Below are 16,489 nucleotides of genomic sequence, written 5' to 3'. Positions count from 1 at the left end.
GAGGTCCTCGGGGTCAGGGAGTGACGGGTGGCGGAAGTGCGGGCATGCCGTTCAACGCGGCGGCACGGCGGAGCGGTGCGGGGTCGGCCCAGGAGTCGATGTCGACGGCCTCGGGGAGGAAGCCGTGGGCGCGCAGGGCCTTCTCCTGTGCGGCGAGCAGGGCGAGGCGGCGTGGCGAGAGGTCGGGGTGAAGGGTGCGGTGGGTGCCGGGGAGGTAGGCGCCCGCGACCCCTTCGGCCCCGGCACCGGTCTCGGCGCCGAGGATCCGGTCGACCTCGTCCGGCCGGTCGGCGGCCCAGTCGGCGGCCCGGAGCAGGACGGCAAGGAAGCGGTCGACGAGCCCGGGGTGTTCGTCCAGCAGATCCTGGTGGACGGTGATGGGCCTGGGTGTGCCGTTGTTGATCCGGAAGGCGGGGTCGGGCAGGTCGTCGAGGTCGACGGCCACCTCCGCGCCGGACCGGCGGGCCGCTTCGACGGCGAGGGCTCCCTTGACGTACACCGCGTCGACGTCTCCCCGGCGCAGCGCGGCCAGTTCGGCCGACCACTGCTCCCGGGAACCGTCGGCCGGTACGTCGACCGGGACGGCGTCCGCGAGGCCGAGGCCCGCGGAGGCGAGGGCTCCCTCGAAACCGCGCAGGGCCATGGCCCGCCAGAAGTCGATGGCGATGGAGTGGACCGGGAGGGCGATCCTCGATCCGCGCAGGGCGGCGGCTCCGCGCAGACCGGAGCCGGGGGCGACCAGGATGCTCTGGCGCTCCTCGATCCAGGTGAGGCCGATGAGCCGGGTCCGCTCGCCGCGTGAACGCGCCCAGAGGGCGGGAACGTTGCCGCCTTCGCGGAAGAGGCCGGGCAGGGCGTGGGTGTAGTGCGCGGCGGGGTCGGCGTCGGGTTCGGCGTCCTGCAAGGAGCGCACCGCGATGCCGTCCCGGGCGAACTCGTCGGTGAGCCACCGCCGGTCGGCGGCGATGCCGGTGGCCGTGGGCACGGGACAACGGGTGAACCAGAGGGTGCGGGGCAGGACGGCGGCATGCGTCATGGAGGTGTCTTCCCGGGAGGTTCGGCTGAGCGGGCGGGGCGGAGGCTGGTGAACGGCGAGGAGTGCGATGCGGTGCGCGGCTGCCGTACGCGCCCCGTCCAGCCCGGCTCGCCCCGCTACGCCCGTGGAAGCGGGGCGCGGGGTGGTGCGCGGCTGGGGGACCGTTCGCGCGGACGCGGGAGGCGGAGCGTGCCGCGGATCGGCCGGGGGCTACCGGACCGTGGAACGGAACCGGAGTGTCGGACGGAACCGGGTCGGCGGCCGGGTGCGCGGCGTGCGGTGTACGGCGGCGGTCAGCGACAGGCGGCGCTGGAGACGCGGGCCAGGTCGATGTGGCGGCGCGCGGTGAGAGCGAGCGGCACCGGGACGCCGGGGGCGGAGGCTGACGGCACGACGGTGCGTCCGGACATGGTCCACGGCTCCTTTCCGCTCGTCGGTGGGGACGGCCGAAGCCTGCCACGGATCCGGACGGGCCGACAACTCGCTTCCCATGATGTGGGATTCCATGTGAACGGCGTGTTTCTCATCAGGGATGAACCCCTTCCCCGCTCCCGTAATGTGGCAACGATGGAGCGCCCTTCCCCTGTCACGAGCGGAGAGTGAACCGATATGACCGAGACCGCGGCAGCACGCGCCCCGGGCGGCGCCCAGGCGGTCCGGAGGGCCCTCGACGTCCTGCACTGTTTCCACGACAACGGCCCCGACCTCAGCGCGTCGGACCTGGCCCGTCGCCTCGGACTCCCGGTCTCCACCGCCCACCGGCTCGCCCGGACGCTGCTCGCCGCCGGCTTCCTGGAGCAGGATCCGCGCACGTCGCGCTACCGTCTCGGCCCCGCCGTGACCGAGCTGGGCCGGCTGTCGTACCACCAGCGCGGGCTGCATCTGGCCGCGCCGGAGCTCGCCGACCTGGCGGAGCGGACCGGCGCGACGGCGGACCTCGCGCTGCGCGGCGGGCCGCACGCGGTGATCGTGGCCGGCGGCTCCGTCACCCCGAAGGTGGGGCTGCGCAGGCCGCTGCACTCCACGGCGCTGGGCAAAGTGCTGCTGGCCTGGGCCCGGCCGGGCGAGGGCGGCCCCGGCTCGCTGCCGCCCCTGCCCGCGTTCACCGACCGCACCATCGTCGACCCCGTCGCCCTGGAGCGGGAGCTGGCACGCGTGCGGGCCGACGCGTACGCCCTGAACGACGGTGAGTCGGCGCTCGGGGTGCGGACCCTGGCCGTGCCGGTGCTCGACGGTGCGGGGCACGCCCGCTTCGCCCTCGCCGTTCGGGCCACGCCGGAGGTGATCACTCCCGAGCGCACCGAGTGGCTGCTGGCCGAGGCCCGCTCCTGCGCCCGGGCCCTGGAGGTGCTGCTGCTCTCCCCCGCGGAACGCCGCCCGCCCGCCGGGGCGTAGCGCCCTGCCGCCCGACGCGTCGCGCGACTGTCGGAGTGCACGCCCGGGGCCTGTCGGCGGTGCGTGGCACGATGGCGGGAAAGCCGACGGAGTGGGTCCCGGGGCAGTGAGACACCGGTCCCGGAGCGGTAGGACACCCTCCGGGAACAGAAGGACGCACATGAAGCAGAGCGGGGCGGCGGGCGGCACGGCCCTCGGGACACGCGCGCACGGGGCCGCCGCGGGCCCGGTGCCGACGGGCGGCGCGGTCCGGGAGCTGCTCGCCCGGGCGGAGCGGCTCCTGGAGAGCGCCCGTGCCGTGCCGGCGGACCGGAGAGACGCGGTGGACGCCGTACGCTCCGTGCTCGATCCGCTGCTCGACTCGCTGGTGGGCCGGGAGTTGGCCGCCATCCCCGTCTCCCGGCTCAAGGACGTCACGGAGGGGCGGTTGCGTCTCGGGGCGCTGGAACAGGCCGGGTTCGGCACGGTCGGGCAGGTCCACGGCACGGACCGCTACGAGCTCCGGCAGCTCCCCGGCGTCGGTGCGCACACCGCCGATCAGGCGCTGGCCGCCGCCGCGCAGCTCGCCCACGCCGTGCGGGACACCGTCTCGGTGCGGATCGACGTGGACGCCCCGGACGACACCAGCACCGCGCTGGTCGTCGCCCTGCACCGGCTGGCCGAGGCCGGTGCGGACGCGCGGCGGGCGGTGGACGCGGCCCGCCGGCTCGCCGAGCGGCTCGGGCCGCCGGTGGTGGCGGCCGCACCGGCCGGGAGCCGGTTGCGCATGCTGTTCACGGGGCGGGAGGCGCGGGCGCGGGCGCGCGAGGCCGTCGGCTCGGTGCACGCGGCCGTGGCGGACGCCGTGGAGCGGGAGCTGCCGGTGCTCTTCGCCCAGGCGTCGGCCGACCTGCTGCGGTCACCGGCGTCGCCCGCCGAGGCCTGGGTGGACTTCGAGCTGCGGTCCGCCGAGTACTACAGCCTGCTCGCCGAGCTGTCCGGCAGCGGTCCGGACCGGGACGCCGCCGAGGGGTTCCTGCCCGCCGGGATCGCGGACCGGGTACGCGCGCTGCGCCTGGACGACACGCATCTGCGGGTGTCCCTGCGCGGCTACCAGGCGTTCGGGGCGCGCTTCGCGCTGGCGCAGAAGCGGGTCGTCATCGGGGACGAGATGGGGCTCGGCAAGACCGTGCAGGCCATCGCGGCGCTCGCCCATCTCGCCGCCCACGGCGAGAGCCACTTCCTCGTGGTCTGCCCGGCGAGCGTGCTGATCAACTGGACCCGGGAGATCCGGGCCCGCTCCACCCTGCGCGCCGTGCCGGTGCACGGTGCGGAGCGGACCGAGGCGTTCGCGGACTGGCGGGAGAACGGCGGGGTGGCGGTGACCACGTTCGACGCGCTGCACCTGCTGCCCGGGGCGGCGGCCTCGGTGCGGCCCGGGATGCTGGTCGTGGACGAGGCCCACTTCGTGAAGAACCCCGCGGCCCGCCGGTCGCGGGCGGTCGCCGGCTGGGCGGAGCACGTGGAGCGGGTGCTGTTCCTCACGGGCACCCCGATGGAGAACCGGGTCGAGGAGTTCCGCAGCCTCGTGCGCCAACTCCGCCCCGAACTCGCACCGTCGGTCAGCGGTACGCACGGCGCGGCCGGTTCACGAGCCTTCCGCCGGGCCGTCGCCCCCGCCTATCTGCGCCGCAACCAGGCCGACGTGCTGGCCGAACTCCCGGCGCTGGTCCACGTGGACGAGTGGGAGGAGTTCGGTTCCGGGGACCGGGACGCCTACCGGGAGGCGGTCGCCTCGGGGCGGTTCATGCGGATGCGCCGGGCCGCCTACGCCGCGCCCGGGTCCTCCGCCAAGCTGGAGCGGCTGCGCGAACTGGTCGACGAGGCGCGGGAGACCGGCCTGAAGGTGGTCGTCTTCTCCTACTTCCGCGAGGTCCTCGCGACCGTCGGCGAGGCCCTGGGACCGGACGCCTTCGGGCCGCTCTCGGGGAGCGTCCCGCCGGCCCGGCGGCAGGAGCTCGTCGACGCCTTCTCCGCCGTAAACGGGCACGCGGTGCTGCTGAGCCAGATCCAGGCCGGGGGCACCGGTCTGAACATGCAGGCCGCCTCCGTGGTGATCCTCTGCGAGCCGCAGATCAAGCCCACGCTGGAGCACCAGGCCGTCGCCCGTGCGCACCGGATGGGCCAGGTGCGCACGGTCCAGGTGCACCGGCTGCTGGCCACGGACAGCGTCGACCAGCGCCTGGTGGAGCTGCTGGCCCGCAAGGACCGGCTCTTCGACGCGTACGCCCGCCGCAGCGATCTCGCGGAGACCACCCCGGACGCGGTGGACGTCTCCGACGCCGAACTGGCCCGGCGGATCGTCGAGGAGGAGCAGCGGCGGCTCGCGGACCACCCCCGCCGCCCCTGACCGGGCCCGCCCGACGCCCGCCGTCCGTGACGGGGCCCGCCCCCTCCGCGGGCCCCGTGCCCAACGAGGGCACGGACGGGGTCAGTGCTGGTGCTCCCCGGCGCCCTTCCCGGCCTTCTCCCCGGCGCTCTTCGTGCCGCTCTTCTCCTCGGCCTTCTTCTCCGCGCCGCCCGCCGCGTGGTGGGGTTCGTAGCCCGGAATGGTGCCGTCGGCCTTCTTGATCAGCAGGAGCCCGGCCATCCCCATGTCGGAGTGGCTCTGGACGTGGCAGTGGTACATCCACGCGCCCGCGCCCACGCGTTCGCCCGCGATGATCTGGAGGCCGAAGGAGTCCGCGGGGCCGCAGATCTTGTTGTCGATGACCCGGCTCGGGTCGTCGGGGCCGGTGAGGATGCCGGTCCGGTTGTCCGCCCAGCGGTGACCGTGGATATGGAAGGTGTGGTAGTACTCACCGTGCGTGATCATCACGAATTCGAGCCGGTCACCCACCGTGGCCTCGAAGTTGACGCTGTTGTGGGCCGTCTTGTTGTTGATCATCATGTCGTTGAAGACGACCGTGCAGGTCTGGTCGGGCAGGATGTCGCCCTTGCGGCGCACGACGACCGGCCCGTACAGCCCCTTGCGGATGCCGCCGGTGCCGTGGTCCGTGCCGACGACGTGGTCGTGGTAGTGCCAGTAGCCCGCGCTGCCCGGCTCGTAGGTGCCGTCCTTGCGGCGGCCCGGGGCATGGGTGCGCCAGGTGTACGTACGGGTGCCGCCGGGCTCGACGTGACTCTTGTTCATCCGGGTGCCGTCGTTGGCGATGTCGTAGTCGACGCCGTGGACGTGGAGGCTGGCGTCGACGTCGGTGAGGTTCTCGAACTCGATGTGGACCGTGTCGCCCTCGTTCAGCTCGATGAGGGGGCCGGGGATCGAGGCCTTGCCCTTCTCGAAACCGTAGCCCAGCTCGCCGTTCGGCAACTTCTCGGCGTACATCTTCAGTCGGCGCACCACACCGCCGGCCGGAGCCGTGCGCGGCGGGTTCTCGGCGGAGCTCGCCTCCACCGCCCCGAGCGACAACGATGTCACGCCGGTCGCCGCCGCGGCTGCGCCGCCGACCAGCATCCGCCGGCTGAAGGTCCTTCGGTCCATGTCGAACTCCCCACTGCGATAAGGAAACTGGCGATGCCGCCGAAACGGAACGGCGCTCACGGGATCCCGGAACGGGCCACACCGTAGCCGGGGCATCCCCGTTTATCCACACCCAGGACAAAGTTCACACGATTGCTGCCATACCTATTGGCGGACCGCGAAAAGAGGTCTAGCTTCGTGCGCTGTCGCAGTGAATCAAGAGGTACTGACGAAGAGTGAGTAAGCCACAGTCACCGAGAGGTGCAGTGACCACAGAGGGGTGGGTGACCACATGCAGCGCGCATCACATCACCGGTCCAGATCACGACGCGGCCTCGCGGCGGCCGTGGCGGCCGGCGCACTGACCGTGTCCATGCTGGGCAGCGGCGGCCCGGCCAGCGCGGATCCGTCGCCGGACCGGGCCCTGGTGGAGAAGATGGCGACAACGTTGTCCCTGCCGTCTCCGCCCGGCGCGGCCAAGCAGGTCAAGGTGCTGGTCTTCCACGCGTCGGCCGGCGACGAGGCTCCGTACACGGACGCCGGGATCGCGGCGATCGAGAAGATCGGGCTGAGCGGCCCGGAGGCCGGCCGGTTCACCACGGTGGCCACGTCCGACCCGAAGGTCTTCACCAACGGCAAGCGGCTCGGCTCGTTCCACGCCGTCGTCTTCCTGACCGGCGGGGGCGACGTCCTCGACCCGGAGCAGGAAGCGGGCCTGGAGGCCTACATGGAGGCGGGCGGCGGTTTCCTCGGCATCCATGACGCGGCGCGGACCGAGCCGTACTCGGACTGGTTCACCGGACTGGTCGGAGCGCGTCCCGCGGCGAACAGCCCGACGTCCGCGCAGCGGGCGACGGTGGAGATCGGTGACCGGGTCCACCCGGCCACCAAGAACCTGCCGTTGGAGTGGAAGCGCCCCGACAAGTGGCTGAACTGGACGAAGAACCCGTCCGGTGAGGTGCACACCGTGGCGCGTGTGCGGGAGTTGACGTACAAGCCGGGCGCGAGCGCCAACGGCTGGGACCACCCGGTCTCCTGGTGCCGCGACTACGACGGCGGCCGGTCCTTCTACACCGCCATGGGCGGTACGGCGGACAGCTTCGCGGAGACCGACTTCCGCGACCATCTGCGCGGCGCCCTCGCCTGGACGAACCGGACCTCGCAGGCCGACTGCAAGGCGACGATCACCTCCAACTACACCGCCGAGCGCGTCACCCAGCCCAACCAGCCGGGCCAGAACGACCAGATCGGCGAGCCGCACGGTCTGGTGACCGCATCGGACGGCCGGGTCTTCTACATCGGGCGCGGCGGGGCCGACAGCTCCGTCCCGGTCGTCATCGACTGGAACGACCCGAACATCGGCAAGGGCAAGGGCGAGATCCACGTCTACGACCCGAAGACCGGGAAGGTCACCCTGGCGGGTGCGCTGGACGTCTTCGGAAACAAGGGCGGCGGCGACGAACTGGTCAAGGTCGAGGAGGGGTTGCTCGGCATCGAGCTGGACCCGGACTTCGCGTCCAACGGGTGGGTGTATCTGCACTACACCCCGCACGCGAAGATCGACCGCGACAAGCGCATGGCGACCCGTCAGGTCTCCCGCTTCACCTTCGACTCCGCGACCAACAAGCTGGACCTGGCCTCGGAGAAGGTGCTGCTCGGCTGGCCGGTGCAGATCAACAGCTGCTGCCACGCGGGCGGTGGCCTGGCGTGGGACTCGCAGGACAACCTGTACATCGCGACCGGTGACAACAACTCCTCCGGATTCAGCGGTGGTTACTCCGGCAACAACCCGGAGCCGAACTACAAGGGCGTCGGCTTCGCCGACGCGCGGCGCACCGCGGGCAACACCAACAACCTGAACGGGAAGATCCTGCGGATCCACCCGGAGGACGACGGCACGTACACCCTGCCGTCCGGCAACCTCTTCACCGGCGAGGAGCCGGACGAGGGCGGCGGGAAGACCCGCGGCGAGATCTATGTGATGGGTGTGCGCAACCCGGCCCGGATCTCGATCGACACCGCGACGGACACGCTGTACGCGGGCTGGGTCGGCCCCGACGCGGGCGCCCCGTCCACCACCTGGGGTCCGGCGAAGTACGACACGTTCGCCGCGATCACCAAGGCGGGCAACCACGGCTGGCCGTACTGCATGGGCAACAACCAGCCCTACCGGGACCGTAATCTGCCCGACCCGAGCAAGCCGCTGGGCTGGTACGACTGCGACGCCCCGAAGAACGAGTCGCCGCACAACGACGGCCTGGTCAAGATCCCGCCGGTGACCCCGAACACCATCTGGTACTCCCCGCAGGGCGGCGGGGTCGACTACCCGCGCGACGAGAACGGCGTACCGAGCTACAAGGCGGAGGAGAGCAAGGAACTGCTCCCCTGGCTCAAGGGCGGCGGGCAGGCCACGATGAACGGCCCGGTCTACCGCTACGACGCGCAGAGCGAGTCCACCGCCAAGTGGCCCGCCTACTGGGACGGCAAGTGGTTCGTCGGCGACTTCTACGACGACACCCAGCCCCGGCACGCCGTGCTCACCGACCCGAAGACGGTCGGCAAGGGCGGACTACCCACGCACGCCGAGTCGTTGAAGAAGATCATCCCGGTCGGGGCGGACGGCATCCGCAACCTGATGGACTGGAAGTTCGCGCCGGACGGCTCGCTGTACGTCCTGGACTACGGGCGCGGCTTCTTCACCTCCGACCCCAAGTCGGCGCTGTGGCGCGTGACGTACAAGGGCGGCGCCGCGACCCCGGCCGCCAAGGATCTCGTCGGAAAGGCGGCGGCGAAGTGAGACACCACTCGCTCCTGACACGCGGACGGCATCGCCCGCCGAGCTTCTGGGTGGCCCTGCTGGCCTCCCTCCTGATGGTCCTCGGACTGACCTCGACGGCCGCGTACGGCAAGGGGGACGACGCTCCCCCGGCGGCCGCCGCCGACCAGGTGCTGAACTGGACCGCGGGCGACCCGATCGACCGCTATCTGTCCGCGCCGAAGACGGCGGTGGCCGGCAAGGCGACCATCGTCTTCGAGAACAGCACGGCCACCGGGAACACGACGAGCATGCCGCACACGCTGACGTTCAGCGTGTCGGACCCGGAGTTCAACAACGACGTCCAGCTGAACATCCTGGCCAACCCGGGCGACGCCGAGGGCGGCAAGCACAGCGTGGAGGTCACGCTGTCGCCCGGCCGGTACTTCTACCACTGCACGATCCCCGGCCACGGCATGATGCAAGGCATCCTGACCGTCACCGAAGGCAGTGGCGAGGACACCGAGGCCCCCGCGACCTCGGCGAAGGTCGACGGCGACCAGAACGGTGACGGCGCGTACATCGGCCAGGCCACGGTCGGCATCGAGGCCACGGACGCGGGCTCCGGCGTCGACACCGTCGAGTTCGCCCTCGGGGCGGACGGCGCGTGGCAGCCCTACACCGCGCCCGTCGTGGTGAACGAGGTCGGCGACCACACGGTCCGCTACCGGGCCACCGACAAGGCGGGCAACGTGGCGGCGGAGAAATCCGTCGACTTCGCGGTCGCCGCGCCGCCGACCGACGACGAGACGCCGCCGGAGACCTCGGCGACCGTCTCGGGCGAGAAGGACGACGCGGGCGCGTACCTGGGAATGGCCACGGTCACCGTGACCGCTTCCGACACCGGGTCCGGCGTCAACACCATCGAGTACGCGCTCGGCGCGGACGGCGCGTGGCAGCCGTACACCGCACCGGTGATGGTCCACGAGCTGGGCGAGCACAAGGTCCGTTACCGCGCCACCGACCGGTCGGGCAACGTGGCGGCCGAGAAGTCCGTCGACTTCACCGTGGTCGAGCCGCCGTCGCAGGACCAGACGGCTCCGGAGACCTCGGTGAAGGTCGAGGGCGACAAGAACAGCGACGGCGCGTTCATCACCAGCGCCAAGGCGACCGTCTCGGCGACCGACGACGACTCGGGCGTGGACAAGGTCGAGTACTCCCTCGACGGCGGCCCCTACCTGGCGTACACCACCCCGGTGATCGTCGACCGGGTCGGCCACCACTCCATCGCCCACCGGGCGACGGACAAGGCGGGCAACACCTCCGAGGCGAAGAAGGTGTCGTTCACCATCGCCCAGGGCGGCGGGGTTCCCGCGCCGAACTGCGCGGAGTTCGACGAGCGGCACACCGTCTTCGTCGGCACGGTCGACACGGGCGTCCCGAACCGGATCACCCGTAACCGCTGCACGGTCAACGAGCTGATCGAGGACGAGAAGGACTGGTCCTCCCACGCGCTGTTCCTCAAGCACGTGACGTCGGTGCTCGACAAGCTGAAGGCCGACGGCGTCATCGACCAGCGCGAGCGCAGGGCGATCAACCAGGCCGCCAAGCAGTCGGGCATCGGGAAGCCGGGCCAGTCCGAGGGCTACACCAAGCTCTTCGACGGCACGGCGGCCTCGCTCGCCAAGTGGAGCCACGTGGGCGGCGGCAAGTTCGAGCTGAACGAGGAGGAGGGCTCCATCACCAGCTCCACCACGGTGGACGGGATGGGCATGCTGTGGCTGCCGAACCGGGCCTACGGCGACTACTCGCTCAAGCTCCAGTGGCGGGACGACGCCCCCGGCAGCGGCAACGCCAACGGCGGGGTCTTCGTCCGCTTCCCGAAGGTCCACGACCACCCGGAGGAGTCGCGTCCGGAGTGGGTCGCCATCAAGTACGGCCATGAGATCCAGATCAACGACCGGCCGGACGGCGACATGTACAAGACCGGTTCGGTTTACGGCTTCGACCGGGTGGGTCTCGGCGGCGCCGGGGTCACGCCGAAGGGCACCTGGAACGACTACGAGATCAAGGTGGTGGACCAGCACTACGAGATCTACCGCAACGGTGTCCTGATCAACGAGTTCGACAACACCGGTGGCCAGCTCTTCGAGCCGCCGCGGGGCGACGACCCGGGCACCGACGGCCGGCGGTTCGCCTCCGGTTACATCGGGCTCCAGGTGCACGGCGTCACCGACGTCATCTCGTACCGCGACATCCGGATCAAGGAGCTGTAGACCGCACGGCTCGCTCAGGTGGCCGCGTCCGCATGCTCCGGCGTGCGGACGCGGCCACCGGGGTGTCGGTGGCGCCACACCCAGAACACCGTGCAGGAGACCAGCGCCCAGCCGGCGAGGACCAGGTACGGGAAGACGAACTGGTGGCCCTGGTAGTAGACGGCGGTGTGCTGGGCGTTGACGGAGGCTCCCGGCGGCAGCCAGCGGCCGATGTGCCCGAGCGCCGAGGGCAGCAGCGGCCAGGACACCGCGCCGCCGGAGGACGGGTTGCCGAGCAGCACCATGACGCCCCAGGTGGGGATCATCGCCCAGCGGCCCATCAACGTGTTGAACATGGTGAAGACCATGCCGGAGGTGAACATCGTGAACGCCAGGATCAGCCAGGACTGGACGAACGGCAGGTCCACCGCCCCGAGCCACCAGTCCACGGCCGCGGCGATGGCGAAGCCGCCAAGCAGGGCGTAGGCGACGGTGAAGGCGATGCGTTCGGCCGGGTTCAGGCCGTGGGCGTGCACGCTGAGCTGGATCGCGCCGAGGAAACCCATGATCACGGCGGCCAGCGAGATGTAGAAGAGGGCGAGCCCGCGCGGGTCGCCCCGCTGGAGCGGCTTGATGTCCCGGACCGTGACCTCGACCCCGGTGGCGTCGCCCACCTCCAGGCCCGCCTTGCCGAGCAGCTCGGCCACGGACGCGCCGGAGGCTCCGGCCACGTCGAGGGCCACTCCCCCGTCGGACGCGCGCACGATGGCGAAGACCTTCTGCTCGTCCATGGCGCGGCGGGCGTCGGCGACGTCGGGGTAGTCGCGCAGTTCGAGGGAGGCGTCCAGGGCCTTCTCCATGCCCGCGACGAACGCCTCGCCCCGCTCCACCGACGGCCGGGTGACCAGGGCGGCGGGGATGCGGTGCGGGGTGGGGTCGGCCATCGCGTACGTGTAGGAGCCGGCGAAGAGACCGGCCGCCGCGGCGACGATCAGGACGAGGACGGTCGCGGGGAGGAACGGGCTGTTCCTGTACGCCTCCCAGCGCTCGCGGAGCGTCGGAGTCCGCCCGTGCGCGCCGTGCCGGCCACCGCCCTCGCTCACGCCATCTCGCCGTCGTCGTCATCGTGGCGGGCGCGGCTGGGCTGGACGCGCTTGGGCTCACCGGGCATCTTCGGATACTCCGGCGGATAGGGCATGTCGCCGAGCCCGCGCTCCTTCTCGTCCCGGTCGGCCAGCTCCAGCAGGGCGTCGAGCCGGAACGCCTCCTGATCCATGTCGGCGTGCACGTCGCCGAGTTCGGCGTAGCGCACCGGGAGCGTGACGATGTCGAAGTCACGTGGTTCGGCGTCGTCGATCTCCTCCCAGCGCAGCGGCGCGGAGACCGGGGCGTGCGGGAAGGGACGTACGGAGTAGGCGGAGGCGATGGTGCGGTCGCGGGCGGTCTGGTTGAAGTCGACGAAGATCCGCTCGCCGCGCTCCTCCTTCCACCAGGCGGTCGTCACCCGCTCGGGCATCCGCCGCTCCAGCTCCCGCCCGACGGCGATGGTGGCGCGCCGTACCTCGGTGAAGGTCCAGGCGGGCTCGATGGGCACGAAGACGTGGATGCCCCGGCCGCCGGAGGTCTTGGGCCAGCCCCGTACGCCGTGGTCCTCCAGGACGGAGCGCAGCTCGTGGGCGGCGGTGACGGCGTCGGCGTAGTCGGTGCCGGGCTGCGGGTCCAGGTCGATGCGGAGTTCGTCCGGGCGGTCGGTGTCCCCGGCGCGGACCGGCCAGGGGTGGAAGGTGAGGGTGCCGAGGTTGGCGGCCCAGATCACGGCGGCGAGCTCCGTGGGGCAGATCTCGTCGGCGGGCCGACCGCTGGGGAAGGCGATGCGGGCGGTGGGGATCCACTCGGGGAGGTTCTTCGGGGCGCGCTTCTGGTAGAAGAAGTCGCCCTCCACCCCGTCGACGAAGCGCTGGAGCGTGGTCGGCCGGTGGTTCAGGGCCCGGGTGATCCCCGGCCCCACCGCCAGGAAGTACTCGGCCACGTCCCTCTTGGTGTAGCCCTTCTCCGGGAAGTACACCTTGTCGGGGTTGGACAGCCTCACGGCCCGTCCGCCCGCGTCCAGCTCCACCGCTGCTCCCATGACGGCCACCGTAGGCGGGTCGCACATATGCCGCACATCGGGAGACACGGGCGGGGCCGCGGTCCAGAATCGGCGCATGGACCTGCCGGTGATGCCGCCCGTGAAGCCGATGCTCGCCAAGTCGGTCTCCAAGATCCCGCCGGGCATGAGCTACGAGGCGAAGTGGGACGGCTTCCGGGCGATCGTGTACCGGGACGGCGACGAAGTGGAGATCGGCAGCCGCACGGGCAAGTCCCTGACCCGCTACTTCCCCGACCTGGTCGACGTCGTACGGGAGAACCTCCCGCCGCGCTGTGTGATCGACGGGGAGATCGTCATCGCCCACGAGGGGCGGCTCGACTTCGAACGGCTCGGCGAGCGCATCCATCCGGCTGACTCCCGGGTGCGGCTGCTCGCCGAGCGGACCCCGGCGAGCCTCATCGCCTTCGACGTCCTCGCCGTCGACGACACCTCCCTCCTCCCCGCTCGGCAGGCGGAACGGCGGGAGGTGCTGAGGGCCGCGCTCTCGGAAGCGTCCGCGCCCGTGTTCCTCGCCCCGGCCACCACGGACATCGAGGTCGCCCGGGAGTGGTTCGAACGGTACGAGGGCGCCGGGCTCGACGGGGTCGTGGCGAAACCGCTCGATCTCCCCTACCGGCCGGACGCCCGGGCGATGTACAAGATCAAGCACGAGCGGACCGCCGACGTCGTGGTGGCGGGGTATCGCGAGCACAAGAGCGGCCCGGTCGTCGGCTCGCTCCTGCTCGGCCTGTACGACGCCGACGGCGTGCTCCAGCACGTCGGGGTCTGCGCGGCCTTCCCGATGAAGCGGCGCGCCGAGCTGGCCGAGGAACTCGCGCCGCTGCGCGTCGAGTTCGCCGAGCATCCGTGGGGCGCCTGGGCGGAGGCGGCGGCGCACGAGCAGTCCCGGCTGCCCGGGACGCAGAACCGCTGGTCGGGCAAGAAGGACCAGGCCTGGGTGCCACTGCGCCCGGAGCGGGTGTGCGAGGTGGCCTACGACCACATGGAGGGCGACCGGTTCCGGCACACCACCCAGTTCCGTCGGTGGCGGCCCGACCGGTCCCCCGCCGGCTGTACGTACGCGCAGTTGGAGGAGGTCGTCTCCTTCGACCTGTCCGAGGTGCTGTCAGCCGGCTGACCCCGGCTCCCCGCGCCCGCCCGGACATGCCCGGCGATTGTCGGGGAACATTCACCTGCGGGAGAGGGCTCATCCGCGGCGGGTGGGTCCTCTCCCGCCGCACCGGACCATGCGAAGCGAACGGGGGACACGACCATGACCGACGACGACCGGAACACCGACCCCGCGGAGCTGCTGAAGGGACTGACCGTCGACGGCCGGCGCCCCGAGCAGCCCGTGCTCCTCGACGAACAGGGCCGGCCTCTTGAGACGTGGCGGGAGAACCATCCGTACGACCGGCGGGTGCGCCGCAGGGAGTACGAACGGGAGAAACGATTCCTTCAGATCGAGCTCCTGAAGCTCCAGCGGTGGGTCCGCGAGAGCGGGCAGCGGCTGGTGGTCCTGTGCGAGGGCCGCGACGCGGCGGGCAAGGGCGGGACGATCCAGCGGTTCACCGAGCGGCTCAACCCGCGTGGGGCGCGCGTGGTCGCCCTGGAGAAGCCAACCGAGCGGGAGAGCGGGCAGTGGTACTTCCAGCGGTACGTGGCGCATCTTCCGACCGCCGGCGAGATCGTCTTCTTCGACCGCTCCTGGTACAACCGGGCCGGGGTGGAACGGGTGATGGACTTCTGCACACCGGAGCAGTACCGGCACTTCCTGAAGCAGGCCCCGCAGTTCGAGCGGATGCTCGTCGACGACGGTGTCCTGCTGGTGAAGTTCTGGTTCTCGGTCTCCCGCGGTGAGCAGCGGACCCGCTTCGCGATCCGGCAGGTCGACCCGGTACGCCAGTGGAAACTGTCGCCGACCGACGTGGCCTCCTTGGATCTCTGGGACGAGTACACCGCCGCGAAGGTCGAGATGTTCCGGGCCACGGACACCGCGTACGCGCCGTGGACCGTGGTGAAGAACAACGACAAGAAGCGCGGCCGGCTGGAGGCGATGCGCAGCCTTCTGTGGCGTTTCGACTACGACAGCAAGGATGAGAAGGGCGTAGGAGCCCCGGATCCGCTCATCGTGGGTCCCGCGGACACCTTGCTGGAGCCGGGTGAGGAACGGACGGATCTCTCGCCCACCCCCCTGACCGGCGGGGCCCACGGGCCCGGCGACCATCCCGGGCGGGCGTGACCCCGGAGCGTTCCGTCCCACGGCACCGGCCCCCTCCCCCTCGGAGGAGGGGGAAGGAACTCCGCGTGCCGGGATCGGAAACGCACCGCGCGAAAGACGTCATGCATCACGCCTCACGCGCAATGTGCTTTTCCGGTCAGGACGATATCTTCTTCGGGTCTACCACGTCAGCGTCGGCCGGCGCCTGCGCCTCGACCTTCTTGTCGTAATCGCTCAGCACGACCTCACCCGGTGCGTCTCCGCCCTCGGTGACCGCTTTGAGGATATAGGGCTCACCTTCGGTGGCGACGTACATGGTGATCTTCTCACCATCCGACTGCTTCTTCTCCAGGGCCAGTACCGACTTCCCGTCGATCTCCGTGGTGTCGCCCTTCTTCAATCCCTTCCGCTCGGACTTGTCGCTGTCCAGCGAGGCCAGGAACGCCTGCTTGTCACACATTCCCTCGGTGCCGGACTGCCCCTGTTCGGACTTCACCCACTTGCCCTGCAGTTGCTCGATCGCCCCGTCGGTACCGGGCCTGCCCTGCAGTGAGTTCTGCCAGAACTTCTTGTCACCGCGCACATAGACCTGCTGCCCGACCTGGAGGACGTCGGCCTTGGCTCCCCGGCCGGTCATCGTGCCCTTGCACCGGTCCTGATCGTCGACATGGAAGTCGAGACCTATCTCGTTCCCACCCTTTTGCCGGGCGTTTCCCGTGACCCGTAAGGATTTCGCGTCACGCGTCGCCTTGACCGCGTCCGCCGCGATCGTGTCCGCGCTCTTTCCCCCGAACGCCTCGTCGCCGCTCTTCTCCCCGCCGCATCCGACGAGCGCGGCCGCCCCCAGAGACACCGAAACCACGGCCAGAAATACCTTCTTCGTCACTGGTTCCTCCCAGAATAGTGAAGGACCCCTGCGGGCCTTCACCTTCCCGGGTACCCGGCGTAAACGGAATTCCACCTGAGTATTTCCCGCTGACGCGCATATCCGGGCCCGGGCAGCGACGGTGCCGAGCCGGGTGCGAAACGCGCAGACCCTACCGGGCTCAGCCACCGGCTCCTTCGCCCGGCGCACAGGGATCGCCGGGTCCGTCCTGGCCGCCCGGGGTCTCCTCGCCCGGAGAAGGAGCCGCCGGGGAGGGGGACGGGGTGTCGCCGGGGCAGCCCGGACCGGTCTCGCCGGGGTCGGGTGATGGGGTG

Annotated in this window: 12 protein-coding genes; 6 read left to right on the top strand and 6 right to left on the bottom strand. The window is 71.2% G+C overall.

What is annotated here, in order from left to right; all coding sequences use genetic code 11:
- Positions 1-13: 13 nt before the first annotated feature.
- Both HET64_RS09745 and HET64_RS40045 read right to left on the bottom strand, forming a co-directional pair.
- On the bottom strand, positions 14-1,036 hold the full coding sequence (locus HET64_RS09745) for an ABC transporter substrate-binding protein (protein WP_215103827.1): 1,023 nt from the start codon (positions 1,034-1,036) through the stop codon (positions 14-16).
- 293 nt (positions 1,037-1,329) lie between these two features.
- On the bottom strand, positions 1,330-1,446 hold the full coding sequence (locus HET64_RS40045; RefSeq protein WP_374105550.1) for a putative leader peptide: 117 nt from the start codon (positions 1,444-1,446) through the stop codon (positions 1,330-1,332).
- Between the two features lie 199 nt (positions 1,447-1,645).
- Between HET64_RS40045 and HET64_RS09740 the strand changes: the two genes are divergently transcribed.
- Both HET64_RS09740 and HET64_RS09735 read left to right on the top strand, forming a co-directional pair.
- Positions 1,646-2,431, top strand: a complete 786-nt coding sequence (locus tag HET64_RS09740; protein ID WP_215103825.1) for an IclR family transcriptional regulator — start codon at positions 1,646-1,648, stop codon at positions 2,429-2,431.
- A gap of 160 nt (positions 2,432-2,591) precedes the next feature.
- Positions 2,592-4,820: a DEAD/DEAH box helicase gene (locus tag HET64_RS09735; RefSeq protein ID WP_215103823.1), complete on the top strand. Its 2,229-nt coding sequence runs from the start codon at positions 2,592-2,594 to the stop codon at positions 4,818-4,820.
- An 81-nt stretch (positions 4,821-4,901) separates the two neighbouring features.
- On the opposite strand, the gene HET64_RS09730 is transcribed toward HET64_RS09735, so the two are convergent.
- The gene (locus HET64_RS09730) at positions 4,902-5,951 is read right to left on the bottom strand and encodes a multicopper oxidase domain-containing protein (protein WP_215103821.1); all 1,050 of its coding nucleotides are present in this window, start codon (positions 5,949-5,951) and stop codon (positions 4,902-4,904) included.
- 271 nt (positions 5,952-6,222) lie between these two features.
- Between HET64_RS09730 and HET64_RS09725 the strand changes: the two genes are divergently transcribed.
- Both HET64_RS09725 and HET64_RS09720 read left to right on the top strand, forming a co-directional pair.
- Positions 6,223-8,727 (top strand): ThuA domain-containing protein, encoded by a 2,505-nt coding sequence (locus HET64_RS09725; protein ID WP_251145068.1) that lies wholly within the window; start codon positions 6,223-6,225, stop codon positions 8,725-8,727.
- Entirely contained in the window at positions 8,724-10,961 is a 2,238-nt protein-coding gene (locus HET64_RS09720; protein ID WP_308369937.1) for an OmpL47-type beta-barrel domain-containing protein, read from the top strand. The genes HET64_RS09725 and HET64_RS09720 overlap by 4 nt, the downstream gene beginning before the upstream one ends.
- Before the next feature lie 14 nt (positions 10,962-10,975).
- Here HET64_RS09720 and HET64_RS09715 read toward each other — a convergent pair whose 3' ends face one another.
- Positions 10,976-12,043 (bottom strand): ABC transporter permease, encoded by a 1,068-nt coding sequence (locus HET64_RS09715; RefSeq protein ID WP_215103819.1) that lies wholly within the window; start codon positions 12,041-12,043, stop codon positions 10,976-10,978.
- Positions 12,040-13,068 (bottom strand): non-homologous end-joining DNA ligase, encoded by a 1,029-nt coding sequence (ligD, locus tag HET64_RS09710; RefSeq protein ID WP_251145067.1) that lies wholly within the window; start codon positions 13,066-13,068, stop codon positions 12,040-12,042. The genes HET64_RS09715 and ligD overlap by 4 nt, the downstream gene beginning before the upstream one ends.
- A 76-nt stretch (positions 13,069-13,144) precedes the next feature.
- Between ligD and HET64_RS09705 the strand changes: the two genes are divergently transcribed.
- Positions 13,145-14,206 carry an ATP-dependent DNA ligase gene (locus HET64_RS09705; RefSeq protein ID WP_215103817.1) on the top strand — a complete coding sequence of 354 codons (1,062 nt, stop codon included), beginning with the start codon at positions 13,145-13,147 and terminating at the stop codon, positions 14,204-14,206.
- Between the two features lie 135 nt (positions 14,207-14,341).
- Entirely contained in the window at positions 14,342-15,310 is a 969-nt protein-coding gene (gene ppk2, locus HET64_RS09700; RefSeq protein ID WP_215103815.1) for a polyphosphate kinase 2, read from the top strand.
- A gap of 136 nt (positions 15,311-15,446) precedes the next feature.
- On the opposite strand, the gene HET64_RS09695 is transcribed toward ppk2, so the two are convergent.
- Positions 15,447-16,175 (bottom strand): hypothetical protein, encoded by a 729-nt coding sequence (locus tag HET64_RS09695; RefSeq protein WP_215103813.1) that lies wholly within the window; start codon positions 16,173-16,175, stop codon positions 15,447-15,449.
- Positions 16,176-16,489: the final 314 nt, after the last annotated feature.

Source organism: Streptomyces sp. McG3, from assembly GCF_018619185.1.
Classification (GTDB): Bacteria; Actinomycetota; Actinomycetes; order Streptomycetales; family Streptomycetaceae; genus Streptomyces.
The sequence above is the reverse complement of the archived record's forward strand: the minus strand, read 5'-3'. Positions and strand labels throughout refer to the sequence as shown.